This is a genomic window from Streptomyces pimonensis, from assembly GCF_041380215.1.
In the GTDB taxonomy this organism is placed as follows: Bacteria; Actinomycetota; Actinomycetes; order Streptomycetales; family Streptomycetaceae; genus Streptomyces; species Streptomyces pimonensis.
The window spans coordinates 1-24,923 of record NZ_JAHWZY010000011.1 but is presented as its reverse complement, the minus strand read 5'-3'; the positions used below and the strand labels follow the sequence as shown (position 1 = coordinate 24,923).

Here is a 24,923-nt window from a genome sequence, read left to right as displayed (position 1 = left end):
TGCGTGAGGGCCGTTCGCCGCGTGAACGTGTGCGCGCCCGTCCCCGGCGTCGCGGGACCGTTCTCCCGCCGGCGGATCACGGTCCTGATCAGGTCAGGGCGGACGCGGACGCCGAACCCGGCCGAGTCCTCGGCGCCCCGCCGCCGGCCGTACGAGAACTCGCCGATGCACCGCTGTCGTGTGCGACCACGAGACGGGAGACGTCGTGCCGTCGCCCCACTGAGCCGCCCGGCGGGTCGGACCCGGCACCGTGCGACCGTTCCGAGGGAGCACGTCACGCCCCGTCGTCGGACTCCGCGCGGGCCTTCGCCGCCCGCCGCAGCCGGTGGTGGCGTGCCCGGTCCCGCTCCGCGACGACGTCGCCGACCATCGTCCGCACGACGTCCTGCAGCCCGTGCAGCGCGTGGTGGCGGGAGGGGCCTACGGCAGGGTCCTGCCGCAGCTCCCGCAGCAGCGCCCAGCACAGCAGCAGCATGACGACCACGAACGGCAGTGCCACCAGGATCGTCGCCGTCTGCAGCGAGTCCAGTCCGCCCACCACCAACAGCACCGCCGCCACCGCCGCCATCAGCACGCCCCACGCCACGACCAGCCACGACGGCGGGTGCAGCGCCCCGCGGCTGGTCAGGGAGCCCATCACCAGCGACGCCGAGTCGGCACTCGTGATGAAGTAGGTCATGACCAGGGTCATCGCGATGAACGACGTGACCATGCCGATCGGCAGCGCGTCCAGCATCGCGAACAGCGACGCTTCGACACCGTCCTCCATCGCGCCCGCGAGGTCCGCCTGCCCGGTCGACTCGAGCCGGAGCGCCGAACCGCCCATCACGCAGAACCAGACGACGGTCGCCCCGCTCGGCACCAGCAGCACGCCGACGAGGAATTCGCGGATGGTCCGGCCGCGCGAGATGCGGGCGATGAACGTCCCCACGAACGGCGCCCACGACAGCCACCAGGCCCAGTAGAAGATCGTCCAGGCGCCCAGCCAGGCGTGGTCGGAGAAGGCGCCGGTCCGTGTGGCCATGGGCAGCAGGTTCTGCAGGTAGCCGCCGACGGACGCCGGAATCGTGTCCAGGACGTAGACGGTCGGACCGAACAGGAAGATGAACACCGTCACCGCCGCCACGAGCACGATGTTCAGCGTCGACAGCCACTTGATGCCCCGGTGCAGACCGGAGAAGGCCGAGACGACGAACGCCGCCGACAGCACCGCGATGATGATCAGCTCCGTGGTCAGGGAGGCGCTCACCCCCACCGTGAGGTCGAGGCCCTCGGCCACCTGCAGCGCGCCCAGCCCCAGGCTCGTCGCCGTACCGAACACGGTGGCGAAGACGGCGAGCAGGTCGATCGCCCTGCCCTGCCACGACCCGGCCCGCCGGGCCCCGATGAGCGGTACGAACGCGGCGCTGAGCCGGTTGCCGCGGCCCTTGCGGAACACGGCGTACGCCAGGGCGAGCCCCACGATCCCGTAGATCGCCCACGGGGTGAGCGTCCAGTGGAAGAACGAGTACTCCAGGGCCGTGCGCGCCGCCGCGCCGGAGTCGGGGCGCACGCCGCTCGCCGGGGGCGGCGCCAGGTAGTGCGTGAGCGGCTCCCCCACCCCGTAGAACATCAGTCCGATGCCCATGCCGGCGCTGAACATCATCGCGATCCAGGCGAGGTTCCCGAACTCCGGCCCGGAGTCGTCCTCGCCCAGCCTGATCCGGCCGAACCGACTGAAGGCGATCACCAGACACAGGACCAGGAACACGTCCGCGGCGACCACGAACAGCCAGCCGAAGTTGTTCAGGACCCACGTCAGGCTCGTGGAGGAGGCACTGTCGAAGGACTCCTCGCCGAGCCAGGCCCACAGAACCACGGCGGCGACGGTGGCCATCCCGACGCTCACGAGGACGCGGTCGGGCGAGCCGGTGACGGGAGGGGTGGGCGCGGAGCCCGGCTGCGGCCGGTCGATCGGTTCCATGCTCATGAAGCTCCACTATGGGGCGCGTGCCATCACGGCAGCGGACGGCACGCCGCCCGGCGGCCGAGAAGGCGGCGCGGCACAGCGTGCGGCCGGCCTCCCCGCCGTCGCCTTCGGCGAGTTTTTCGAACGAGGTCGCCCCGACCCGGAAGGCGGCACCGGTCCGAAGCGGCCGCTCCGCTCCCCTGGGCAGCCCTGTACCACCGACCTGGACGCCGTCCTCGCAGCTCCTCGAGCCACAATGGTCGGCCTGCGCGGGACGACCGACCGGCACCGGAGCATCAGGGCCCTGCCTCAGCCGAAGCGCCCTCGGCTCACCTCGCTGAACCTGCCGGGTGATGTCCGGTGAACGGGCCAGGTTGTCCGCATAACGGTCCGGTATCGCTCGCTGGCACTTTCGGGAATCACCGACGGTCATGTGATCTGCATCACCAAAGATCTCGTAAAGGTTATGGTACAACTGCGCGAATCCGCAGGTGGTACCACCCCCCGCCGCCCATGCGGAGCGTCGGCGCACACGCCGACTGCACGACCAGGGCGATCACGCTCCGAGTCCGCGGAGCGGGCCCCGGGATCGCCGATCGGACAACGGCGTTCGCTCAACGACAGCACACCGTCCCGGCACAGTCCGCTGTGCGCCGGTCCTGCGCCATCGAGGTAGCCATAGTGTCACTCGACTCCATCACCCAGTCCGTCGACGAGGCCGTCAGCGGATTCTTCGAGCCCATCGCCACCTGGCTCGGAGAAGTCGTCTTCTACGCCGTTCCCGTCGGGGGGACGGATCTTCCGCTCATCGTCGCCTGGCTGGTGGTCGCCGGTCTGGTGTTCACCGGCTGGTTCGGTTTCATCCAGCTGCGCAAGTTCAAACTCGCCCTCGACGTGGTGCGCGGCAAGTACGACGAGAAGGGGTCGGCCGGTGAGGTCAACCACTTCCAGGCGCTGACCGCCGCCGTCTCCGGCACGGTCGGCCTCGGCAACATCGCCGGTGTGGCCGTCGCCGTCTCCATCGGCGGTCCCGGGGCCACGTTCTGGATGATCCTGTGCGGCCTGCTCGGCATGGCCACCAAGTTCGTCGAGGTCACCCTCGGCGTGAAGTACCGCGAGGTGCACCCGGACGGCACCGTTTCCGGCGGCCCCATGCACTACCTGCCCAAGGGCCTGGCCGACCGCTTCGGCGCGGGCGGCAGGAAGCTCGGCAAGGTCCTCGCGGTCCTCGCCTCCTTCATGGTGCTGTTCTTCGGCCTCTTCGGCGGCAACCTCTTCCAGGTCAACCAGTCCTACGCGCAGCTGGTCTCCGTCGCCGGCGGCGAGGACGGCGCGCTGGGCTCTTCCGCCGGTGCGCTGTTCTTCGGCATCCTCATCGCCGCGCTCGTCGGCACCGTGCTGCTCGGCGGCATCCGCTCCATCGCCAACGTCACCAGCAGGCTCGTGCCCGCCATGGCCGGCATCTACATCGTCGCGTGCCTGGCCGTGATCCTGGTCAACGTCACCGCCGTCCCGGACGCGGTCGCCACGATCGTCGAGGGGGCCTTCAACCCGGAGGGCGTCGCCGGCGGTGTCCTCGGCGCGCTGATCATCGGCTTCAAGCGGGCCGCCTTCTCCAACGAGGCCGGTCTCGGCTCCGCCCCCATCGCCCACTCCGCCGTCAAGACCAAGCACCCCGCCAGCGAGGGCCTGGTCGCGCTGCTGGAGCCGTTCATCGACACCGTCGTCATCTGCACGATGACCGCCCTGACCATCGTCATCGCCAACCCGGCCAGCTGGGCCAAGGCGCGCGCGGGCGAGGACATCGGCGGCGTCACGATCACCTCCGACGCCTTCGAGACGGTTCTGCCCTGGTTCCCGTACGTCCTCACCGTCGCGGTGCTGCTGTTCGCCGTCTCCACGGTGCTGACATGGGGCTACTACGGCCTCAAGGCGTGGACGTACCTCTTCGGCCGCAGCCGGGCCAGCGAGGTGACGTACAAGGTCATCTACACCGTGTTCGCCGTCGCGGGCTCGCTGCTGACCCTGCAGACCCTGATCGACCTGGCCGACGCCGTGCTGTTCACGCTCGCCGTCATCAACATCATCGGCCTCTACCTCCTCGCCCCGATCGTCAAGCGCGAGCTCGACTCTTTCCTGGAGTTGGTCCGCGCCCGCAAGGCCGGCGAGAGCGCGGACGACGGGTCCGGCGAAGACCAGGAGCCGGCGAGGACCACCACCTGACCGCACCCCGCGGCCCGGCTCCTCGGGGGCGTCCCCGGCCGAAGGCTGGGGGAGGGCCCGCGCACACCTCACGTCTTGGTGTGGGCGGGCCCTCCCGTCCTGTCTCCGTCGTGTTCGTTCCAGCAGGTGAAACACGTCCCGACCGCATGCCCTGAGGGACGATCGGGGTGGAGGCGACGCGTCGGTGATCGGCCCGCCCGGGGCGGCCGTGTCCGACGCACGGTGCTTTGGGAGATCCAGTCGGCGTCCGAGGGCCCGTATGCCCTGAAGCCGGCACTTCGGAGGGCCGCCCTCATGGCTGCCGCGCCCTGTGAGCGTTCCCTTCTCCTCGCAACCGCCCCAGCCGGACGCGACCCGGTGGTCCAGGCCCTGAGGACGGAGACGGTCGGCGGGCCGGTGCTCCCCACAACCGCCGTCATCGCGCCGGTGTGGGCGAACACGCCGTGGAGCGGCGCCTGCGGACAGGTACGTGACGCCCGCTTCGGCATACCCTCCGGCCCCGGCCTCTCGGTGGGCCACTGGACCTCCCGCGGCCTGCTCACCCTCTCCCCCTCGTCGCGGGTGTCGAGCCGAGACGTGAACCCGTCCTCGGTGAACTGCGCGTCCCCGCCACGGCGGCCCTGCCGGTCATCGCCGCCGTCTGTCGCATGATCGTTCCTGCCGCGCTGCACGCCGACACGGTCATGGCAGGCGGCGGCCTGGAGGGCTGGCAGTGCCGATGGCCACCGACAGCGCCCCCGCCCTCGCGGTCCTGACGGCCCGCGGCACCCAGCCGCCGCCCGCGCCGCGCGCCTTCTGCTCACCCTCACCCTCGCCGTCGTCGACGGCCTCGGCGCGACCGTCGTCGCGCCCTTCTCCACCAGCGATCCGGACCTCCCGGCGCTCGGCGGAGCCGTCGCCTGCACGGTCGCCTTCCACGGCTCCCGCAGCCGATCCCAGGGACCCGGCCCGTGCAGTGCGGCAGCAGGAACCGCCCGCCGAAAGGATGCCGAGGCCGGCCGAGGGGCAAGGGCCGGGGGACGGGCGACCAGCCGGCGCCGGCCGGTGGGGCCGGGTGCTCCCGCGCGCCGTCCTCGTCCTTCTGGAGCGGCCGTGCCCGCTGTCGGCTTCGATTGGGTAAACCAGTTCGGCAGGGCCGCTTCATCCGCAAAACCTTTGCATAGTCTAAAGACAGGGGAGGCGGTCCTGGAAGAGCGGGGCGGAGCCGCTTCTGATCACTGCGACGCCTCTGGAGGACGTCATGACCGCGAGCGAGCCGACGTCCGGTCCGGCGGTGCTGTACTGGATGCCGATGGCGACGATGTCCGTGGTGGCGGTCGCCGACGTCACCGCGGGACCCGGTGTGGGTTTCCTGCCGCTGGTCTCGCTGGGCCCGGCCTTCGCCAGTCTGGTCGGCGGATGGCGGCGTACCGTGCTGATCGGGGTGGTGGCCCTCGTGCTCTGCGTCGGGCTCGGTCTGTACAACGACCTGTTCGACGGGCGTCGTGGGTTCACCGCGCTGGCGTCGGTGGCGGGGGTCACCGGTGTGGGAGTGGTGGCCTCCGTGATGCGTGCGCGCCGGGAGGCCGAACTGGCCAGCGTGCGGTCGATCGCCGAGGCCGCCCAACGGGTGCTGCTGCGTCCGGTGCCGCGGACCGCCGGCCCGCTCCAGGTGGCCGTCTCCTACACCTCCGCCGTCGCCGAGGCCCGTATCGGCGGCGACCTCTACGAGGTGGTCGCCTCTCCGTACGGTGTCCGGGTGATCGTGGGCGATGTCCAGGGCAAAGGACTCGCCGCCGTGGAGACGGCCGCGGTGGTGCTCGGCGCTTTCCGGGAGGCGGCCCACGACGAGCCTGATCTGGTGGGACTGGGGGAGCGGTTGGAGAGAAGCGTGTCACGGGAGGTGGAGGGGGAGAAGTTCGTCACGGCGGTCCTGGCCGAGATCGGTTCCGCAGGTGAGGCGGTCATGCTCAGCTTCGGGCACCCGGCCCCCATGGTGGTACGCGCTGACGGCACCGTCTCCTTCCCGGAGCCGGCGTCCTACGCGCTGCCTCTGGGCCTGGGGGCCTACGAGGAGGAGGGGCCGGAGCCGTACCGCGTCGACTTCACGGCCGACGACCAGATGCTGCTCCACACCGACGGCGTCACCGAGACCCGCGACAGCAGCGGTGCGTTCTACCCGCTCGCCGAGCGGGCGCATCTGCTCAAGGACCCCGATGCGGGCCGCGCCCTGGAGGCGGTGCGCGAGGACCTGCTGCGGCACGCCGACGGACCACTGCACGATGACGCGGCCATGCTCCTGCTGCGCTACCACGGTCACGGACAGCCGGGGGGCGACCGTGTTCCCGCCGTGTGAGCGGGCGACCGCCTCGACGCGGTGGGCAGGCCCCGTGCCGGAGCACGAGTCCCCCGCAGGGGCCACGGGGACGTCGACGCGGTCGTCCCCGCGCGGCGCTGACCGCCTCCCGGCCGCTGGCGGCCGTCTCCGCCCGGTCGCTGTCCGCGGTCGAGGAACGGGGTCGCCCTGCCCCGGTCCCGGATGCTGGTCGTCCTCTCCCGCTGGAGGCGCGACCGAACCGGTCACCCTCGCCGAGTCGTTCCACGTCGCGCCGTCGACGGCCATGCGCATGCTGGACCGGCTCGTCGCCGCCGGCCCCGGGACCGGCAGGCCGGTCCCGGGGCCGGCGTGAGACCCTGCTGCGGTCCACGGCGGAAGGGTGGCGCACCGTCGGGGACATCACCACTCGGCGGCGTACGGAGAGCGCGGTGGTTCTGCTCACGAAAATCGACAGCAGATGTTCAGCAATTTCGACAGCACCCCGGCGCGCTTTTTGTTCGATAGACGCTCGGCCCGAGCCCCGATTTCTGGCCGCAGCAGCAGCCGACGCCGAGCGGCGCCGGGCGACCGGGTCAGGACGTCCAGCAGGTGTAGGTGAACCAGGTCTGGACCTCGTCGGCGGACAGCACACGAGTCAGCTCGGCCGTCCCCGGCAGCATCGGGAAGAACCGGTCGGCGTTCCAACTGCGCGGGTACATCGGCTCGTCCAGCACGAGTAGGCGGTGTCCCTCCACAACGGGGATGTCGTCGGGCAGCCCCTCGTTCCAGATCCGCTCCCCGTCCGGGGCGAGGAGTTCGAAGGCCCCGGTCGCGACGGCCCGGGTGCGCCCCTGGGCGGGCTCGGGGTCCATGGCCAGGCGGACGCTCTCCGCCGACGGTGCGGTGCCGGGCACGTGGCCGCCGCCGACGAGCACGTGGGCAAGCAGCGTGTGCAACTGGAAGTTGTCGCCGATGCCGCCGATGCGCACTTCGAACCCGGTCCCGGTGGGCCGGTGCAACACCACCAGCGGCTCGTCGTCCAGGATCGCCAGCGCGTAGGCCAGGCACTTGAGGTCGTGCTGCTCCAGGGCCGCCAGGTCGCGGCAGATGGGGAGGAGCGCGGATGCGTGCCGACGGCGCACCTCGGTGCTGCGGCACAGCACGGCCAGCGCGGGGGGCTGCCACTGCTCGACCGAGCACCAGGCCAGCGCCAGCCGCAACGCATGGTGCGCCTCGCCACCCAGCCGGGCCATCAGCGCGTCGTCAATGATCTTCTCGTCGGCCTCCGGCAGTTCGTCCCCGGCACCGCCGGCGGCGGACCAGCGGCGGGCGAACTCTAGGGCATCGAGCAGGTCCCGGTGGGTGCCGTCGAGGATCGGTTCCGCACAGGCCGCCGGATCGGCACCGCGTTCCACGCAGAAGCCGGCCATCGTCGCCAGCATCGGGCGCGGACCAGTGGGCGGAAAGGCGGGGAGTAGCGCGGCCAACCGGGGTCCCACCGACACGCATTCGGTGCCCGTCGCCGACTGCAGACCACTCATCGCCGCGTCGAACGCACGCTCGGTGCGGCCACCGTCGCGAGCGGCCACTGCCTGCTCCAGCTCTGACATGACGGCGGCCAGGTCCGCGGCCTTCTGCTTCCTTCTGAAGATCACCGGCACACCTTAGGCCCGAGGTCTGACAGGTGTCATCAGGCCACCGGCGTTCGAAGATTCCGGACCGCTCCGTGCTGTCGAAACTGGTGAACATTTGCTGTCGGTTCTCGTGAACAGAGCCAGCGCGGCGTTCGTCGAACGGCTGAGTCCGGCGCGGCGGTTGGCGTTCGTAGGAACCCTGTCCGTCCTCAGCGGGGCGGGCGGAGAGCCGTCCGCCCCGGAGCTCACCCACTCGGCCGGGCGATGAACGGCGCCGCGTCACCCGAGATGCGGCCGTCGGGCGGCGCTCACCGGTCCGGGGCCCGACAGGTGCGCTTTCTCCCCATGGGCCGGACGACGGGGTGAGGTTGGTCTGTCCGCCCGCTCCGTAAGCGTCCGTGTCCCGGCGTGACCGGATTCCCGGGCAGGGGTCGCTCAGTCCGCGTGGGGTCGGTCACGGCGGCCGCCGGCCCCCATGTCGCTGTGCCTCTCGCTCTCCCCGTCGGAGGACCGCGGTCGGCGCTGTGGTTTCTTGTCGTCGTCGGGGAGACCGATCAGTTCCTCGACGTCGAAGACGCGTGCGATCGGTACGTCCGTACTGCTGTGGGCGACGATCGAGAAGGCGATGGTGACGGCGATCAGGGTGAACGCCTCCTCGCCCTGCGGGATGCCGGCCTGGAGCACCAGCAGTCCGTAGACCACCGAGGCGAATCCCTTGGGCCCGAACCACGCCGCGGTGAGTTTCTCCTTGCGGTTGAAGTCGGTGCCCAGCAGGGACAGCAGCAGTGAGGCCGGGCGGATGAGGAAGATGGACAGGACCGCCACCGCGTAGCCGCCGATCGAGAGCTCGCCGAAGAGGTGCGGGGTGAGCAGGGCGCCGAAGACCAGCAGCGCCGCGAACTTGGCCAGCTCGGCCAGGGCTCCCCCCAGCGGCTCGAAGGCGTCCTTGGCCTGCGGCGCGAGGGCGGCGGTCACCGCGCCCGCGGAGAAGGCGGCCAGATAGGGGTTGGCGTGGGTGAGGTGGCAGGCCGCGTACAGGATGACTCCGACCGCCAGCGGCAGCAGGGGCTGAAGCGAGGGTTCCGCACCCAGCAGCCGGAAGCGGACCAGCCAGTGCACCAGCAGTGGCAGGACCACGCCGAAGAGGAGCCCGAGGAGGAGCTCAGCGGCGATCGAGGCGAAGCCGGCGTCCTCGGCGTGGCCGGCGGGGGCGGCGGACGCGATGAGGACGAGGACGAACGGCAGGGCGAGGCCGTCGTTGACGCCGCTTTCGATGTTGAGCAGTTGCCGCAGCCGGGCGGGGACCTCCTCGCGGCCCACGATGGCCGAGGCGAACACCGGGTCGGTGGGCGCCAGTACGGCGCCGACCAGGAAGGACGTCGTCCAGTCCAGTCCGACGAGGAAGTGCGTCAGCAGCGCCACCCCGAGGAAGGCCAGCGGCATGCCCAGGCCGAGCGCGCGGGCCGGGTTGCGCCAGGACCGGCGCAGGGCCGGGAGGGAGACGTGCATGCCGTCGGTGAACAGCACCGCGAAGAGCGCCAGATCGGCGGTGACCCTGACGATCTCGCTGTCCGGAGTGATGTGGATCAGACCGAGGAAGCCGTCGCTGACGATCGCGCCGCCCACCAGGAACAGCAGCGAGGTGGACAGCACCGACCGGGCGGCCAGCCCGGACAGCAGCACCGCAACCAGCAGCGCCACCCCGAAGACGAAGACGAGTACCACCTGACATACTCCCGCTGTCGATCGAACGCTCCCGGTGCCGGCACCGGACCGGAAGGCATCCTTCCTCTCGGCCTGCTCGAGGAGCTCGGGCCTGGTACACGTACCCACTGGCGTCCCTGTCACCGCAAGAGCCCGCACGGACCTGCTGTGCCCGGTGCCTGCGACCGGTCCAGCCGACGATCGACGATCGGTACCCCGGTCCTGTCCACCACTGCATCAACTGGAGCGCCGAGAAGGTGCAGGGACCGCCCTTGACCTGCGGCATCCGTGGCCGTGCACGCACCCGGCCGGAGTCCCGATCAGGTCGCCTGCGGTCTCGGCCGCCGACCGCGCCGGCGGTACCAGCAGAGCCGGACGCCCCTGAGACAGAGGAGCAGCAGTGCGAGCTGCACGGTGCAGACCGCGGCTGCCAGCGTGCCGTTGGAGAAGGCTGTCAGAACCGAGACGGCAAGAACACTGCCGCCCTCGCCTGTCGCGGCCGCCGCCGTACCGACCGGAATCGCCGCCTTCAGCACTCCGGCGAGCAGCGCCAGCGCAGCCAGTCCGAGGCCCGCTTGGAGGAGCAGGCCAATGACCCCTCGTTTCCCCACCGGTATGCGCACAGTGCCCCCCGCTCCACGTTCGACGGCACATTCTGCCAGGCTGCATATGACCACGCCCCCACAGGGACCGGCCGAGCGAGGACCGGGACCGCCGGCGGCAAGGTCACCCTGCACTGCCGTCGGAGGCCTTCGTCCGCCGGCCGGCGGTGCGGTAGGCCTTCAGCGCGGATGTGGTGGTGACGCCGTGCACTACGGTGCTGGCGGCGATGACCAGCGTTCCGGCGGCCAGTACCCGCGGATCGGCGCCGAGCCGGTGGGCCTCCAACGTCAGGTAGAACAGGGCCGAGACGCCGATGGGCCCGAACCAGCCCACGAAGAGCGCGTCGCGCCAGGTCAGGGACAGCGGGCGCTTCAGGGCGAGCACGACCGGCAGGCGACGCAACAGCAGTGCGCCCAGGACCAGCAGCAGGCCTCGCCACCATCCAAGGTCGCCCCATGCCCGCCAGGGGATCATGGCGCCGAACACGACGAACAACGGCAGGACGGCGAATCGGTTGATCGCCTCGTCGATCTCGTTCTCGTCCGTCCGTTCGTCGACCGAACTGGTCGCGTTGAAGACCAGACCGGCGACGAAGACGGCCAGGACACCATCGACGTGCAGCAGCCCTGACGCACCCAGCACCAGCAACGCGAGCATCAGGGTGTAGAGGAGCAGAGGGCCCGGCTGCATGGTGCGGTGGTTCTCGGCGGCTCGCAGCACTCTGCCACCCAGCCGGCCGACCACCGCTCCCAGCAGCGTGGCGCCCGCGACCTGCCAGAGGGACTCCAGCGCTGCCTCACCACCGCTCAGGGGCCCGGTGATCGCGATCGCGGCGAGCACCAGGGGCAGGGCGAGACCGTCGTTGGCGCCCGACTCCAGGGAGAGCAGTTGCCGGGTGCGGGCCGCGACAGTCTTCTCGGCGGGCTCGCCGGTGACGACGCTCGAGGCCAGCACCGGATCGGTGGGGCACAGGGCCGCACCCAGCAACGCCGCCGTGCCCAGCCCGACCCCGAGAGCGGTGGCCGACACCGCTGTGGTCACCAGCGCCATCCCGGCCATGGCCATGATCATCAGAAGCGCTACGGGTGTGACTTGCGCCCGTACGTCGCGGAACCGGTAACGCAAGGCCACGGCCATCACCGAGACGGCCAGGAGCAGGCGGCAGACCTCGTGCAGCTCCTTGTGCCCTTCCACCACGGTGGGCAGGCCAAGGACGTCAAGTCCTACGGGGCCGAAGGCGACGCCGGTCAGCAGGGCCAGCAGGGGAGCGGTCAGCGGCGCCCGCTGGATGCGCTTCGAAAGAGCGGCCACCGTCAGGGCCAGGGCACCAGCTGTGGTCAGCAGGATATCCAGCATGCACCTGTGAGTGCCCCGCCGCGATCACGGCATGTCCTGTCGGCCGGATCGGCCCCCGAACGGTCGCAGCGCGGAACGTCTCACCTCCCGCACGCGGCACGGCGGAACCACGTCCGGCTGCTCCCCGTGCGTTCCCCTGCGCGTCGGCGTCGGACCACGTGCACCGGCCGGCAGCTTCTGGAGCGGCCCGGACCCGGCCCTTGCCCGAGGGGCGGACAGGCCGGCACGACTCCTGTCGGTCGATGCGCGTTCCCTCCCGCGTTTCGTCCTCGCTTCACCTGCCCGGCTGTCCCGGAAGCGGCTTGCGGACGTCCTGGAGCGAGCTGCCGGAGCCGGTCCGGAACCGGCCGAGGACGCCGAACGGACCGGCTGACCCCCTCGCCCCGACCGGCCACCGGTGCACAGGGAGGAACCGTGCGGCACCGAGCAGGGCGAGCAGCACGGGGACGACGGCCGACCGCAGCGCGACACACACCCGGATCCCGGCACAGCCGACTCCTGCGGCCGGCAGGACGACCGCGCACCGGGCGGCAAGCCGGCGAACGGGCTCCGGGAGCAGGCGCACGCGCCCACCGTACGTACCGGCCGCTCCGTCCTGGCCGAACGACCCGTCCGGGCGCAGGACGTCGGCTGCCGGAGCCGGGCGAGCTGTTCGCAGAGCGGAAACCGAACCGTCTCCCCCGGCGTTGAGCAGTACACGAAGAGGGCCAGAAAGGTTTCATGATGCACGGATCGCAGTACGGCCCCGGGCGCGACGCGCTTCCTCCCCACGGATCGTACGGCCACAAGCGCTCCCCGTCCGGGTCACGCCGGAAGCGGGCCAGGACCGCCGGCGTCGTGATGGCCGGTTGGGTCGCCCTCCTGTGGGTGCTGGAAGCGGTGGACGCGGCGAGCGGACACGCCCTGGACACCTTCGGCGTCGGTCCACGCCAGGTGGGCGAGTTGCGGGACGTCGTGCCCGCCGCCTTCCTGCACTTCGGTTTCAGCCATCTCGCCGCGAACACCGTGCCGCTTCTGGTGCTCGGTTTCCTCACCGCGCTGTCGGGCGTGCGACGGTTCCTCGCCGTCGTCGTCCTCATCGTCCTCACCAGCGGCCTGGGCGTATGGCTGACGGCTCCCGCGCACTCCACGACCGCGGGCGCGTCCGGTGTCGTCTTCGGTTTCCTCGGCTACCTGTTGGTACGCGGCTTCGTGGACCGCCGCGCCGGCGACGTCGTCGTGGGTGTCCTCGTCGCCGCGGTCTACGGATCACTCCTGTGGGGCGTCCTGCCGACGGCCGCCGGGGTGAGCTGGCAGGGACATCTCTTCGGGCTGCTGGGCGGGGTGGCTGCGGCGTTCGCGCTCCGAAGGCCCCGGCAGACCTGATCGATGCAGGAGGCCACAGCGGTCCGTCGGGCCGTGGAGCATCCCAGTGGTCGCCGTCGGTCCCTCCCGTCACTTCACACCGGCGTGGTCAGGGAACCGTCGGACGCCACCCGTCAAGTCCGCGCCGACGGTGATGAGGTGACCCACCTCCGCGGCCGGCAGAGGACCCCAGCCACCCGTGGCACGGTCGTCTCACAGGTCTCACGGGGGCGTGCGGCGCCGACCAGCTACGGGTGGGGACCGGGCCGTGCGAGACCCGGACCGGTGTTCCCGGAACCGGGGAGAGGCACACGGTCGTGACGGCGGCCTTCCCTCGAGCGCGTGGCCGGCAGCGAACCGGAGCACACGGGAGCGTTCCGGTCGTCCTCCTCGGTGTGCTCGTCCCGGGGTTCGCGGACCGGCTCCCCGTCGCCCGTCCTGGCCGGCCCAGTAGTGCCGGCTCACCGGGCCGTGCGGCGGTCCTCCTGCTGGTCCACGAGCTCAGCCGTGTCCTCCTGGCGCGCCGCGACGGCGTGGCTGGCGACGTGGGGCCGGTGCGCATGGAGACCGCCGTCGGCATCGCGGAGGTGGCACGGGACTGTCCGTCGCCACGGCGACGATCCCGTTCTGGGAAGCTCCCGTCGAATTCCGCTGACCCGTTGATCCGTATGCTGCCCGCGTCGGGCAGCGGTCCCGCGCCCCGGCGGCGAACCGCCGGGGCGCGGGGCACGGTCACCGGCTCCGGCGGCAGCCGGGTCGTCCTCTGGCCGGCGTCCTCCTCTGGCCGGCGTCCTCCTCCTCGGGGCGCGGCAGGAGCTTCCGAGGGGGAGACCGGTGCGCGGCCGACGGTGTGCGCAGCGGACCGCCCAAGACGTACAGACCCATGCCCTGTCTTTTGGACCGGTGGCCCGTGGGTTTCCGAAGCGGTGCCCGGTGTTACCCGTACGGCGTTCACCCGCGAGACGGAACGACAGCCTGGAGGCCCTCATGACCACTGCGGTCAAGGACATGCTCGACACCTACCCCGCCGACCTGGGCGGCGTCGACCGCGACAAGCTCGCCCGCTGCATCGAGGAGTGCATCGCCTGCGCGCAGGCGTGCACCGCGTGCGCGGACGCCTGCCTGTCGGAGGACATGGTCAGCGAGCTGACCAAGTGCATCCGCACCAACGCCGACTGCGCGGACATCTGCAACGCCACCGCCGCGGTGCTCTCCCGCCACACCGGCTACGACGCCAACATCACCCGCGCGATCCTCCAGGCGTGCGCCACCGTCTGCAAGGCCTGCGGCGACGAGTGCGCGAGCCACGCCGGCCGGCACGACCACTGCCGCGTCTGTGCGGAAGCCTGCCGCCGCTGCGAACAGGCCTGCAACGAACTGATCGCCTCACTCGGCTGACGGGTCCGGTCGACGAACCCGGCCTCGGAAGGGGGTCCCGGGGGCGAGTCGGGCTTGCTTGCCGCCTGCGGTCAGGTGCCCTGGGAGGTCGTGAGGAAACGGAACAGGGCTGTCCGGGCCGACACCGCGGTCGGCAGGCGGCCCCCAGGAGTCGGCCCCGTGCGCCGGGAACGAGAAACCGAACCGGTGGGCGTGAAGTCGGCGGCGTCCCGCCGGGTGGCGCGGCCGATCAGGACGCCGGAATCCGCGGACCGGGGGCCCGTGACTGCCGTGACGGACGGCGTCGATCACGGACCACGTGGGAACGGCGAGTACCGGGCGCAGCGCAGTGGGCCTTTCCCGACCTGGTCGGAGGAGGGCGGCGGCCGGACGTGAGGACAGCCGGCGGCCGGTCCCCCCTCTGCCCGAGCCGAGGGGTCGCGTCCCGGGCCGGTTCCCGGACGCCCGCCGTCGCGAGCGCCGGCGGATCCGGCGCGGACGGCCTGCCGGTCGTTCCGCGGGCTGTTGTCGCGTCGCCCGTGTCCGGGAGTGACACCACGGCGGGACAGCCACACCCAGCGGCGGCAAGGACGGTCGGCGCCGTCCACGCCGGCCCACGCGCTCCCGGCGGTCTCCCGGCCGTACGTCTGGTCGGCCGGCCACCCGTGTCGGGTTCGGTCTCCCCGATCTTCCACGCGAACCTCCGGTGCGTGCGGCGTGGCCCGGCGGGTGCACTCGGCCGCCGGGACGTGCCGGGTCAGACGCCGTCGGGCTCCGGGTCGCTCTGTGCACGGGTGCGGGAGGCCGTCCTGGTGTGGATGAACAGGTCCTGCCGAGCGGGCGGAGCGGCACCGTGTCCGGGCAGCGGCAGTTCGTATCGTACGGGCTTGTGGTGGTCCGCCAGTTGGCGTCGCACGTTGTAGACGCTGCCGAACTTCCAGAGCATGCGCGCGAAGTTGGTCTGGCCGCGCGCAAGGTTGCGGCCGAGCACGCCCATGGCGCCGATGGCGCTGCGCAGCCCCAGGTGCTTGCGGTTCAGCACGGCCTGTGTGCGGACGAGTTCCCGGTAGAACTCCTCCAGGGGCAGTGTGGTGGGCACGACGGCGTGCTGGATGTCGAACAGACGGTAGTCACGGGTGGTCAGTTGGCGGGCCTCGGTGTGCCAGATCTCCGTGCCCGGGTATGGCGTCATCACCGTCAGGTGCACGATCTCGGGAACGGACAGGGCGAACTCCCGTACGACGCGGAAGCGTTCCGCGTCCCAGGCGGGGTCGACGATCAGGTTGATGGCCACCGTGATCCCCAGTCGGCGGGCCGTCTCCAGGGCCTTGAAGTTGTCGTCGGGGCTCACCCGCTTGCGGTAGAGATCCAGTCCCTCGGCGTCCAGGGCCTCCATGCCCAGGAACATGTAACGCAGGCCGAGCCGGGTCCAACGGGCGAAGACCTCCTCGTTGCGCAGCAGGACGTCGCTGCGCGTCTCCAGGTAGTACCGCTTACGGATGCGCCGCCGCTCCAGCTCGGCGGCGATCCCGTGCCCGTGCTCGGGGCGGATGAAGGCCACGTCGTCGACGATGAAGACGTTCGGCTCCCGGATCGACGCCAACTCCGTCGCAGCCGCCTCGGGTGACGCCTTGCGGTAGCTCCGTCCGTAGAAGGTCCACGCGGAGCAGAAGGAGCAGTCCCAGGGACAGCCACGGGTGAACTCGATCGACGCGCACGGGTCCAGCTCCCCGATGAAGTACCGGTTGCGCTTGCGCATCAGGTCGCGGGCGGGCCGGGGGGCGTCCAGGCTGTCCAGCAGCTTCGGGGCCGGCCCCCGGCCCTCCGCGCAGACGACGCCCGGGACGTCCTTGAGCCCGCCGTCGCGCGCTGCCGCCAGCAGCGGCTCGACGGCCGGCTCCCCTTCGCCGCGTACGAGCGCGTCGACCGCGCCCTCGGCCTGTTCCAGTACGTGCTCGGCGATGAACGAGACGCTGTGGCCGCCCAGGAAGACGAAACAGCCGGGGGAGGCGGCCTTGGCGTGGTGGGCGATCCCGATCGCTTCGGGGATGTTGGCCAGGTAGTTCAGCGAGATGCCCACGGCCTCGGGCGCGAACGTCTCCAGCTCGTGGTCGAGCAGGTCGCGGGGGAGTACTTGGAGGTCCACGACGCGTACCTCATGACCGGCGTCGCGCGCTGCTGCGGCCACCCGTTCCAGGCCCAGTGGTTCCAGCCGCAGGAAGATCTCCGAGTACATCAGGGCGCTCGGATGGACCAGCATCACGCGCATCTCAGTCTCCAGCCGGAGGCAAGGGCAGCTACGTGAACCATTTCCTCACCTTTGTCAGTGTTTATCGCCGGAGCCACGCCGGGAGACCAGGGAGGCGGAACGCCTTGCCGTACGCTTTCGCTTCGCCCGCCTCCCCTGCTCGCCGAGGCCACCGCGGTGCCCGGACCACAAGCTGCCCGGACGGAGGCGTCGGCCGGACCGGACGTGCACGGCCACCACGAAGCGCGGTGAGGCCGACACAGGGACGACAGAGGTGAGGAGCTTCGTCGTACCGCCGACCGCGATCGGAACCCACCGGGCCGGAGCGGCGAGCAGGAGCAGCAGCCCGGCGGCCTTGTGGGCGCTCCCGGGCGGGTGGGTGAGCGTGATGGGCCCCACCAGGGACGGCCAGGTCGCGGACAGCACGGCCATGCCGGTCGCCGCGACGTCGTCCCGGCACGGGAAACCGGGCACCGACGCCGCGGACCGCAGGGGAAGACGAAGGCCGGCAGGACGGTCGTCATGGCCTTGCCCCTGAGCAGGGGGCAGCCGTTGCAGCTGCGATGCGGCGACGACGAACGTGCCGCCGACCGGCCCAGGAAGCCCAGGAGGAGAGGGCCGGCAAGCGGGCGCAGGTGAACCACGGTGGGCGGCACCTGCGTGGACGGGCCGCGGTCTGGCATCGAGTTCTTCTTGGAAGCGGCTGGATGCGCCACTTCCCGTTGCGGTCACGGGAAGTGGAGCACAGCACAGGGCACGCCGCGGCTGGACGGGCATGACCCGACGCGTCCGGGCCGGAATCGGGGCTGCCCCCCGACCGGGGCCAGGTGTCGGCTAGGAGGCGATGAGGGCCTGGGGCGCGGCTTGTTTGATGCGGGTGTTCAGCCACTTCAGCTGGCGTTGGGTGCCGGTCTTGCACGTATCCACGACGTCCAGCAGTTCGCGGTCGCGTGTTCCCTGGGCCGCCTGGCCCAGGACGGTCCAGGTGATGTCGACGAAGGAGGCCAGGGTGTAGAGGTCCTGCAGGTCGCGCAGGAGGCCGACGCCGCCGGAGCGGCTGCGGGACAGCCCGTCGGCGTGCAGCCGTTCGGGTTCGTCCTCGCGCTGTTCGCCGTAGCGGTCGGCGACGGGTGCGAGCCGGTCGACGTGTGCGTCGCTCATCCGGGCGAGGGTGTGGCAGAGGAAGTGCACGTCCGGTTCGGCGGCGTGGCCGTCGGCGACCTGGCGGAAGGCGTCGGCGAGTGTGCGCGACGCCGTGTGCTGCAGGCCGACGTAGGTGGCGAGACGCATGAGTTCAGTCCTTCGTGTCGGTGGCAGAGGTCGTGCTCCCGCCGGAGCCGGGCTGTCCGGCTGGTGTCTCCGGTGCCGGGGCGGGCTTCGGCGGCGCTGCGGCGTGAAGGTGTTCGTGCACGTCGCCGTCCGGGCCGCCGACGGTGGGCGGGACGCTGTCCGGGGCGGCCGGCGCCGAGGCCGTGGTGGTGGGAGCGGGCGCCGGACCGGTGGCGTCGGCGATCTTCACGATCCGGACCGCGCCGATCTTGTACAACGGCTGTTTGGAGACCGGGTCCCATTCGGTGACCGTCAGTTCGTTCGCCGCGCGCGGGCTGTCGCCGGGCGCGGAGCCGTCGGTGTCGGGCTGGTCCCAGTAGCCGTAGTGGAACGGCGCGAACACCACCCCGTCCCGGCCGCGGCCGATCCGTACCGGGGCCTGCATGGCGCCCCGGGGCGACTCCAGCCGCACCAGGTCGCCCTCCCGCACACCGAGCCGTGCCGCGTCACCGACGGACAGCTCCACCCACACCCCCGGGGCGGCCTCGCGGAGCCGGCGGGAGCGTCCGGTCTTGGTGCGGGTGTGGAAGTGGTAGACGGTGCGGCCGGTGGTCAGGACGAACGGGTACTCCTGCCGTGGGCCCTCCGGCGGCGGGACGTAAGGGGCGGCCTTGAGGAACGCGCGGCCGCCGGGGTCCTTGGCGCGGTACTCCTGGGCACTGAGCACCCCTCCGGTGAGCAGGTCGTGGCCGTAGGTCTCGCAGACGTCCGGGTGGGTGGGGAAGTCGGCGTCGGCGTAGAGGCGGTCGGTGCCTTCGGGGGCCCTCTCGTTCACGGGCCAGGGGATGCCGCTGCCGCCGCGCAGCTTGTCGTAGGTCAGGCCGGTGTAGTCCACCAGCCGGCCACGGGTGCACTCCTTCCACGCCTCGAACGCCCCCTGCGGGTCGGACCACTTGATCAGCGGGGCTCCGTCCTTGTCGCGGAAGTCCATGCGCCGGGCGTAGTCCAGCCAGATGTCCAGGTCGCTGCGGGCCTCGCCCGGTGGTTCGATCGCCTTGTCCGACAGGTGCACGGTGCGGTTGACATTGGTGAAGGTGCCCTGTTTCTCGCCCCACAGCGCGGCCGGCAGGACGACGTCGGCGTAGCGGGCGGTCTCGGTGAGGAAGCCGTCCTGCACGACGGTGAAGAGGGAGTCCCGCTGGAGGATTCCGCGGATGCGGGGCAGCTCCGGCAGGGAGACGGCGGGGTTGGTGCCGGAGATCCACAGCAGGCCGATCGAGCCCTGTTCGCAGTAGCGCCAGATCTGCAGGGCGTGAGTCGGCGGCGCCCAGTGCGGGATGGTCATGGGGTCCACGTTCCACAGGTCCGCCAGTTCCTGGACGTGTTCGGGGTTGTCCCAGTTGCGGAAGCCCGGCAGGTCCCCGTCGGCGCCGCACTCGCGGGTGTTCTGGGCGGTGGGCTGGCCGTTCATCTGCAGGATTCCGCACCCGGGGCGTCCCAGCATGCCTCGCAGCAGGTGCAGGTTGTTCACCGCGCAGGAGGCGGCGGTGGCCTGGTGGGACTGGAAGAACCCCTGCAGCACCGTGGACAGCACCCGCTCCGAGGTGCCGAAGATCTCCGCCGCGCGGCGGATGTCGTCGGCCGGGACCCGGCAGATGTCGGCCGCGTGTTCGGGGGTGTAGGGCTCGACGACGGCCCTCATCTCGTCGAATCCCAGAGTGTGCCGCGCGATGTACTCCTCGTCCAGCCAGCCGTTGCGGACGACCTCGCGGGTCAGCGCGTTCATCAGTGCCTGGTTGGTGCCCGGCAACGGCGCCAGGTGCACCCCGCCGGTGGCCCGCGCCGCTTCGGCGACCTTGGTGGTGCGCGGGTCGACGGCGACGATCCGCGGCGGGTTCGGTCCGTGGATCCGGTCGAGGACGCGCGTCCACAGCACGGTCTGGGTCTCGGCCATGTTGTGCCCGAACAGGAACACGGCGTCGGTGGCCTCGATGTCGCTGTAACTGCCCGGCTGCCCGTCCGAGCCGAAGCTCTCCTTCAACGCGGCCGCCGCAGTCGCGGTGCACAGCCGGGTGTTGCCGTCCATGTGCGGCGTGCCCAGCCCGGCCTTCCCGATCACCCCCAGGGTGTAGTACTCCTCCAGGAACAGCTGGCCGGAGGTGTAGAAGGCGTGGCTGAGAGCCCCCGCGTCGGTCGCCAGCAGTTGCCGTGAGCGCTCGACGATGCGGCCCATCGCCGTGTCCCAGTCGGTCTCCACCAGCTCCCCGTCGGCATCGCGCACCAGCGGGCGGGTGAGCCGGTCGGTGCGGCTCCACTGCCACGAGCCGTACAGTCCCTTGGGCCCCAGCCGACCGTGGTTGACGGTGTCGGCCGCACGGCCGCGGACGCCGACCATGCGGCCGTCCTTCACCGCGATGTCGCAACCGCACCCGTTGCTGCACAGCACGCATGCCGACTGCACCCACCGGTCCACGTCCTCCTCGGTCAGTGACGCGTCCAGATGGGTGTCGACGCGCACCGGCCAGGGAGTGTCCCTCGCATGCGGGGTGCGCGCGCCCCAGATGTCCGCGATCCGGTCACTCATGAGCGGCCTCTTCCAGTGGGAGGAAATACACGGGCGGCCCACAGGTACCCGTCCACCGGCGGCTGTTATCCGTGCGGGACGGAGAACCACCTGCCCGACGGAGGCAGCGGCGGTCGTCGTCGCCCGGGCCACGGCCGCTGGGGCGTTTCCGTGAGATGCGTCCTGCCGGCCGCCCGCAGCGTCCTTTCGTGGCCCGGAGGACGTTCAGCCGGCTGAGCTCGGCCTTTGCCGGCAGCAAGCGTTGCAGACCGTGGTCGCGGTCGCGGGGCCGCCGTGATCCCGGTGGCTGCGGCCTTGCGGACGGCGATGACAGCGGCGGCCCCCGGGGACGTCGGTGCGCCCTCCGTCGGCCGCACCGCCCGCTCCGGCCGACGGCCGTACCCCGCCGGCCACGCGGCAGGACCGGATGCGGCCGCCTCCGGTTGGAGCCGGACGAGCCGCCCGAAGAGCGCAGGCCCGTCCGGGAAACGGCAGCGGCACCGCACCGGTCCACCGGCGCGCGCTCGTGCCGGCAGGCAGGAGAGCCCAGGCGTGCCGCGCCGGACCCCGCCGACGGGCGTACCGGCCGCGACAGGCGCCCGTGGCCGAAGCCGCTCCCGGGCGCCGATCGACGGGCCCCGCGCCACACGCCGTCATCCGGCGGGAGTAGCCGGCCGCGGCATGCCGTGCGACGGCATGCCCGTTCGGGCATGCTCATCGTGGGGCAGACCCGACACATCCCGACCCGCCGGACGGAGGCGTCCTTGACGACGACCCTGCGCATGGCCCTGGCCACCGTGCTGTCCACCGGCGTCCTGTCGGCCGCCCCGCCGGTCACGGCCGCGTCGGCCACGGCCGAACCACCGCGGTACGTCGCGCTCGGCGACTCCTACGCGGCCGCCCCCCTGGTGCCGCCGGCCGATCCGGCCGACCCGATGTGCCTGCGTTCCCTGGCCGGCTACCCGCGCGTCGCGGCCGAGGAACTCGGTGCGCGCCTCACCGACGTCACCTGCTCCGCCGCCACCGCCGCCCACCTGAGCACGCCCCAGCACCCGGGCACCGCCCCCCAGTACGACGCACTGACGCCCGCCACCGACATCGTCAGCGTCACCATCGGCGGCAACGACACCGACGTCTTCGACGAAGCGCTGGGCTGCGTCAACGTCCTGCCCGAGCCCTACGGCACCAGCTGCGCGGAGGAGAACACCGCGGGCGGTACCGACAGGGTCAGGGCCCGCATCGACGCCTGGGCACCGGTCTTCGGCACCGTGCTGGACGAGATCGCCCGGCGCGCGCCGAACGCCGGGGTCTTCGTCGTCGGTTACGGCAACTACCTCCGCCCCGACGGCTGCCACCCAGCCCAGCCCTTCTGGAAGAAGGACGCCAACTACCTCCAGGGTGTGGTCGACCACCTCAGCGGCACACTGAGGCGCACGGCCGAGGAACACGGCGCCACCTTCGTCGACACCCACACCCCGGGGACCGGACACGACATCTGCGCCGCCCCCGCGGACCGCTACATCGAGGGCCTGGCCCCCATCCGTCCGGCCGCGCCCCTGCACCCCAACACCTCGGGGGCCCGGGCGATCGGAGCCGTCCTCGCCGCCGCCGTCCGCGGGGCGGACACCGCGCCCCCGAAAGCCTGGTGACTTCCGCGCAGTGGAGCGGGCACGGCGGCCGGGCCGTCCGCCGGGAGGAACGGGACCGTCGGCCCTCACCTCCCGGTCGTGCCCGGCGCAGGGTGGAAGGGCGCAGGACCGCAGCACCGGGCGAAGGACGGGCGGGCGATGTACCCCGATGACGGTTTCCGTGAACTCGGACGGCAGGAGCGCCTGCGGCTGATGGCCGGGGCGCCCGTCGGCCGCATCGTCCTCAGCCGCCGGGCCTGCCCGCCGTGCTGCCGGTCGACTTCCGCCCGGACGCCGACGGAGCGGTCCTGCTGCGTACCGCCGCCGGTTCGGAACCGGTCCGCGCGGTCGACGGCGTGGTGGCCGACTTCGGGGCCGACGCCGTCGACGCCGTCCGGCACTCCGGCTGGAGCGTCGTCGTCGCGGGCCCGGCCGCGGTGGTGCCCGACCCGCGCCGGACACCGCCGTCCGACCCGCGCCGGACCGGTCTCCTGGGCGCCCTCGGCCCGGGAGGTCCTCGTCCGCGTCGAGGCCGGGCTGGTCACCGGGCGCTTCCTGTACGGGGTGAGTCCGGCGGTCGCGGACGGACGACGGCCGCCCCTCCGGAGCGCGGGACGGCCGGCCCCCGGCGTCCGGAGGGGCGGGTCCCCTCCCCGCACCGGGCCGGCTCCCGTGCCCGTGTCCGCCGGCCCGGCCTGGCGGCGGGCGTGCCTTCCCGTCGGACCGGACGCCCAACACGCCGCGGACCCGTCCGCCGACCACCACCCGGTCCCATGGTGCGGTCCCCGCCGCCACAGGCCCGGACCGGGGGACCAGGGCCGATCGGCCCTGGTCCCCCGTCCCTGGATTGCGCAAGATGTGAGAGCCGGGGGCATCCCGGTCGGCGTGGACGATCACACAGCGCGGAACGAGGAGCAATCGATGGCGGACGGCGAGCAGCCGGGGCCCGGCAGTCCGGTCCGGGTCTTCCTGCTGGACGACCACGAGGTGGTCCGGCGAGGGGTGCACGACGTGCTGAACGACGAACCGGACATCACCGTGGTCGGCGAGGCCGCCACCGCGGAGCAGGCCCTGGTCCGCGTTCCGGCCCTGCGCCCCCGGGTCGCGGTCCTGGACGTACGGCTGCCGGACGGGGACGGGGTGAGCGTGTGCCGCGAGCTGCGCTCGGCCATGCCCGGCCTGGCCTGTCTGATGCTGACCTCGTTCGACGACGAGGAGGCCCTGCTCGACTCGATCATGGCCGGCGCGGCCGGATACGTGCTGAAGCAGATCCGCGGCTCCGACCTGGTGACCGCCGTGCGCACGGTGGCCCGCGGCCAGTCGCTGCTCGACCCGAGCGCCGCCACCCGGCTGATGGCCCGGCTGCGCGGCGGGCCGCAGGAGGAGGAGCAGCCGCAGGCGCTGCCCGGGCTGACCGACCGGGAACGCGAGATCCTGGCCCTGATCGGCGAGGGCCTGACCAACCGCCAGATCGGCCGACGGCTGTACCTGGCCGAGAAGACGGTCAAGAACCACATCTCCCGGCTGCTGGCCAAGCTCGGCGTGGAGCGCCGCGTCCAGGCCGCCGTCATCGCCACCCAGGCTCAGGGCCGGCTGCGCCAGGAGGGCCGCTGACGGCACGCGGCGAACCGCACCGGCCGTACGCCGCGGCTCACCGCCGAGGGCCCGCCCGAGGAGCGGGTCGGCCTCGATCCCTGCGCGCCGCCGCAGTACACGCCCGTCCCGCGGGCGGGAGGCCCCGATGGCCGCACCCGCGCGAGCCGTCACCCCGGCGGTGGGGTCCGGTGCCGACGGCGTCCGCGGCGGATCGGTCCTGCCGTACGTCGGCCCCGTGGTCCTCGTCCTCGGGCACGTCGGGCGTTACCCCTACGCCGAGTCCGGCTGGACCGCCCGCTCCTGCCGGCTCCACGAACGGCGCCGGCTGCGCGGCGGCAGCCCGCTGTCCCGCTTCGGCGTCCTCGTCGTGGTGGGCCGCACCGGCGGTCCGGCCATCCCGCGGAGCCGGACCGAGGCGGCCGGTGTCGCGGGAGACGCCACGGCCGCCCGGCGCCGGCCGGGGGCCTTCGGCCTCCTCGGGGAGAGGGGCCCCGTCAGTGCCCCGGCCGGCCTTCGGGCGGCGTGTCACCCGTGTGTCCGGTCCGCTCGGATCCGGTGGCGGACGGCCGCAGCGTCTCCCCCTGGATGATCCGGGGAGCCGCGGGCGCCTGGGGCGCCTTGTCCTCCTGCTCCTTCATCGCGCGGGCCTCGGCCTTGAGGATGCGGGCCGACTTGCCCGCGGAGCGGACGAGGTCCGGGAGCCTCTTGGCGGCGAGGACGGCTATGACGACGATGAGGATGACGGCCAGCTCGCTCAGTCCGAACATGGGTGCAGTGCTCCTTCTCCGTGGTACGGGCGGCCCAGACGGAATCTACATCAATGTAGATATGGTTGGGGTGGCGTGCGGGGGCCGAGGGCGTCTACACGATGTCCGCCCGGCGAACAGGCGTCGTGTCGACGGTGGGCCGCCCATGCCGGGCGGGCCGAGCAGTCGTTTGGGCGCCATGATGACGTCCACTCCTTGGAGGTGCGTGTGGTCCATGGAGGGCGGGCGCCGCACGGACGGTGGTACGCGGTATAACTTCTACAATCACGTAGAAGCGTAGGGGATCGACCGGGAGAGACTTTGCGTCTCCTTTACAGTTGGTGTGGAGTCAGGACATCCTGCCTCCACACATGTCGTCCCACGCGTC

The 24,923-nt window shown here is 72.0% G+C and carries 18 protein-coding genes and 2 pseudogenes; 10 read left to right on the top strand and 10 right to left on the bottom strand.

From position 1 onward, the window contains the following. Positions 1-274 precede the first annotated feature (274 nt). Positions 275-1,969 (bottom strand): BCCT family transporter, encoded by a 1,695-nt coding sequence (locus tag KYY02_RS13160; RefSeq protein WP_371238094.1) that lies wholly within the window; start codon positions 1,967-1,969, stop codon positions 275-277. Between the two features lie 660 nt (positions 1,970-2,629). Between KYY02_RS13160 and KYY02_RS13155 the strand changes: the two genes are divergently transcribed. Next, a complete protein-coding gene (locus KYY02_RS13155) occupies positions 2,630-4,171 on the top strand; it encodes an alanine/glycine:cation symporter family protein (RefSeq protein ID WP_371238093.1) in 1,542 nt (513 codons plus the stop codon). Between the two features lie 518 nt (positions 4,172-4,689). After that, a complete protein-coding gene (locus KYY02_RS13150) occupies positions 4,690-4,926 on the top strand; it encodes a Na+/H+ antiporter NhaA (protein ID WP_371238245.1) in 237 nt (78 codons plus the stop codon). On the opposite strand, the gene KYY02_RS13145 is transcribed toward KYY02_RS13150, so the two are convergent. Then, on the bottom strand, positions 4,853-5,089 hold the full coding sequence (locus KYY02_RS13145; protein WP_371238092.1) for a hypothetical protein: 237 nt from the start codon (positions 5,087-5,089) through the stop codon (positions 4,853-4,855). The two genes, KYY02_RS13150 and KYY02_RS13145, sit on opposite strands and share 74 nt — an antisense overlap. Before the next feature lie 322 nt (positions 5,090-5,411). Between KYY02_RS13145 and KYY02_RS13140 the strand changes: the two genes are divergently transcribed. After that, positions 5,412-6,506, top strand: coding sequence for a PP2C family protein-serine/threonine phosphatase (locus tag KYY02_RS13140; protein WP_371238091.1), 1,095 nt, complete (start codon positions 5,412-5,414; stop codon positions 6,504-6,506). A gap of 21 nt (positions 6,507-6,527) precedes the next feature. Further along, positions 6,528-6,925, top strand: a pseudogene (locus KYY02_RS13135) (MarR family transcriptional regulator); the annotation flags it as partial. 135 nt (positions 6,926-7,060) lie between these two features. On the opposite strand, the gene KYY02_RS13130 reads toward KYY02_RS13135, so the two are convergent. From KYY02_RS13130 to KYY02_RS13115, 4 genes are all read right to left on the bottom strand, one after another. Then, positions 7,061-8,122: a hypothetical protein gene (locus KYY02_RS13130; RefSeq protein WP_371238090.1), complete on the bottom strand. Its 1,062-nt coding sequence runs from the start codon at positions 8,120-8,122 to the stop codon at positions 7,061-7,063. Between the two features lie 414 nt (positions 8,123-8,536). Further along, complete coding sequence (locus tag KYY02_RS13125; protein ID WP_371238089.1) at positions 8,537-9,826, bottom strand: cation:proton antiporter; 1,290 nt, start codon at positions 9,824-9,826, stop codon at positions 8,537-8,539. Positions 9,827-10,125: 299 nt separating this feature from the next. Then, a complete protein-coding gene (locus KYY02_RS13120) occupies positions 10,126-10,416 on the bottom strand; it encodes a hypothetical protein (RefSeq protein ID WP_371238088.1) in 291 nt (96 codons plus the stop codon). Positions 10,417-10,531: 115 nt separating this feature from the next. Further along, positions 10,532-11,764, bottom strand: a complete 1,233-nt coding sequence (locus KYY02_RS13115; protein WP_371238087.1) for a cation:proton antiporter domain-containing protein — start codon at positions 11,762-11,764, stop codon at positions 10,532-10,534. 840 nt (positions 11,765-12,604) lie between these two features. Between KYY02_RS13115 and KYY02_RS13110 the strand changes: the two genes are divergently transcribed. Both KYY02_RS13110 and KYY02_RS13105 read left to right on the top strand, forming a co-directional pair. Beyond that, entirely contained in the window at positions 12,605-13,129 is a 525-nt protein-coding gene (locus KYY02_RS13110; protein ID WP_371238244.1) for a rhomboid family intramembrane serine protease, read from the top strand. Positions 13,130-14,095: 966 nt separating this feature from the next. Further along, complete coding sequence (locus tag KYY02_RS13105; RefSeq protein ID WP_371238086.1) at positions 14,096-14,506, top strand: four-helix bundle copper-binding protein; 411 nt, start codon at positions 14,096-14,098, stop codon at positions 14,504-14,506. A gap of 736 nt (positions 14,507-15,242) precedes the next feature. Here the strand turns inward: KYY02_RS13105 and hpnR are convergent. From hpnR to KYY02_RS13090, 3 genes are all read right to left on the bottom strand, one after another. Continuing rightward, positions 15,243-16,754: a hopanoid C-3 methylase HpnR gene (hpnR, locus tag KYY02_RS13100; protein WP_371238085.1), complete on the bottom strand. Its 1,512-nt coding sequence runs from the start codon at positions 16,752-16,754 to the stop codon at positions 15,243-15,245. A gap of 813 nt (positions 16,755-17,567) precedes the next feature. Beyond that, complete coding sequence (locus KYY02_RS13095) at positions 17,568-18,023, bottom strand: hypothetical protein (RefSeq protein WP_371238084.1); 456 nt, start codon at positions 18,021-18,023, stop codon at positions 17,568-17,570. Between the two features lie 4 nt (positions 18,024-18,027). Further along, the gene (locus KYY02_RS13090) at positions 18,028-20,586 is read right to left on the bottom strand and encodes a molybdopterin oxidoreductase family protein (RefSeq protein WP_371238083.1); all 2,559 of its coding nucleotides are present in this window, start codon (positions 20,584-20,586) and stop codon (positions 18,028-18,030) included. A 743-nt stretch (positions 20,587-21,329) separates the two neighbouring features. Here KYY02_RS13090 and KYY02_RS13085 point away from each other — a divergent pair. From KYY02_RS13085 to KYY02_RS13070, 4 genes and pseudogenes are all read left to right on the top strand, one after another. Further along, positions 21,330-22,214: an SGNH/GDSL hydrolase family protein gene (locus KYY02_RS13085; RefSeq protein WP_371238082.1), complete on the top strand. Its 885-nt coding sequence runs from the start codon at positions 21,330-21,332 to the stop codon at positions 22,212-22,214. Positions 22,215-22,459: 245 nt separating this feature from the next. Further along, positions 22,460-22,636, top strand: a pseudogene (locus tag KYY02_RS13080) (pyridoxamine 5'-phosphate oxidase family protein); the annotation flags it as partial. A 478-nt stretch (positions 22,637-23,114) separates the two neighbouring features. Then, positions 23,115-23,807: a response regulator gene (locus KYY02_RS13075; RefSeq protein WP_371238081.1), complete on the top strand. Its 693-nt coding sequence runs from the start codon at positions 23,115-23,117 to the stop codon at positions 23,805-23,807. A gap of 127 nt (positions 23,808-23,934) precedes the next feature. Next, on the top strand, positions 23,935-24,378 hold the full coding sequence (locus KYY02_RS13070) for a respiratory nitrate reductase subunit gamma (protein ID WP_371238080.1): 444 nt from the start codon (positions 23,935-23,937) through the stop codon (positions 24,376-24,378). Here the strand turns inward: KYY02_RS13070 and KYY02_RS13065 are convergent. Continuing rightward, positions 24,284-24,556 (bottom strand): twin-arginine translocase TatA/TatE family subunit, encoded by a 273-nt coding sequence (locus KYY02_RS13065; RefSeq protein WP_371238079.1) that lies wholly within the window; start codon positions 24,554-24,556, stop codon positions 24,284-24,286. The two genes, KYY02_RS13070 and KYY02_RS13065, sit on opposite strands and share 95 nt — an antisense overlap. Between the last annotated feature and the right edge of the window lie 367 nt (positions 24,557-24,923).

Coding starts and splice junctions, on each gene's coding strand:
- KYY02_RS13105 (WP_371238086.1), top strand. CDS start 14,096: ATGACCACTGCGGTCAAGGACATGCTCGACACCTACCCCGCCGACCTG.
- KYY02_RS13095 (WP_371238084.1), bottom strand. CDS start 18,023: ATGCGTCTCGCCACCTACGTCGGCCTGCAGCACACGGCGTCGCGCACA.
- KYY02_RS13070 (WP_371238080.1), top strand. CDS start 23,935: ATGGCCGCACCCGCGCGAGCCGTCACCCCGGCGGTGGGGTCCGGTGCC.
- KYY02_RS13115 (WP_371238087.1), bottom strand. CDS start 11,764: ATGCTGGATATCCTGCTGACCACAGCTGGTGCCCTGGCCCTGACGGTG.
- KYY02_RS13110 (WP_371238244.1), top strand. CDS start 12,605: ATGGCCGGTTGGGTCGCCCTCCTGTGGGTGCTGGAAGCGGTGGACGCG.
- KYY02_RS13075 (WP_371238081.1), top strand. CDS start 23,115: ATGGCGGACGGCGAGCAGCCGGGGCCCGGCAGTCCGGTCCGGGTCTTC.
- hpnR (WP_371238085.1), bottom strand. CDS start 16,754: ATGCGCGTGATGCTGGTCCATCCGAGCGCCCTGATGTACTCGGAGATC.
- KYY02_RS13160 (WP_371238094.1), bottom strand. CDS start 1,969: ATGAGCATGGAACCGATCGACCGGCCGCAGCCGGGCTCCGCGCCCACC.
- KYY02_RS13090 (WP_371238083.1), bottom strand. CDS start 20,586: ATGAGTGACCGGATCGCGGACATCTGGGGCGCGCGCACCCCGCATGCG.
- KYY02_RS13140 (WP_371238091.1), top strand. CDS start 5,412: ATGACCGCGAGCGAGCCGACGTCCGGTCCGGCGGTGCTGTACTGGATG.
- KYY02_RS13065 (WP_371238079.1), bottom strand. CDS start 24,556: ATGTTCGGACTGAGCGAGCTGGCCGTCATCCTCATCGTCGTCATAGCC.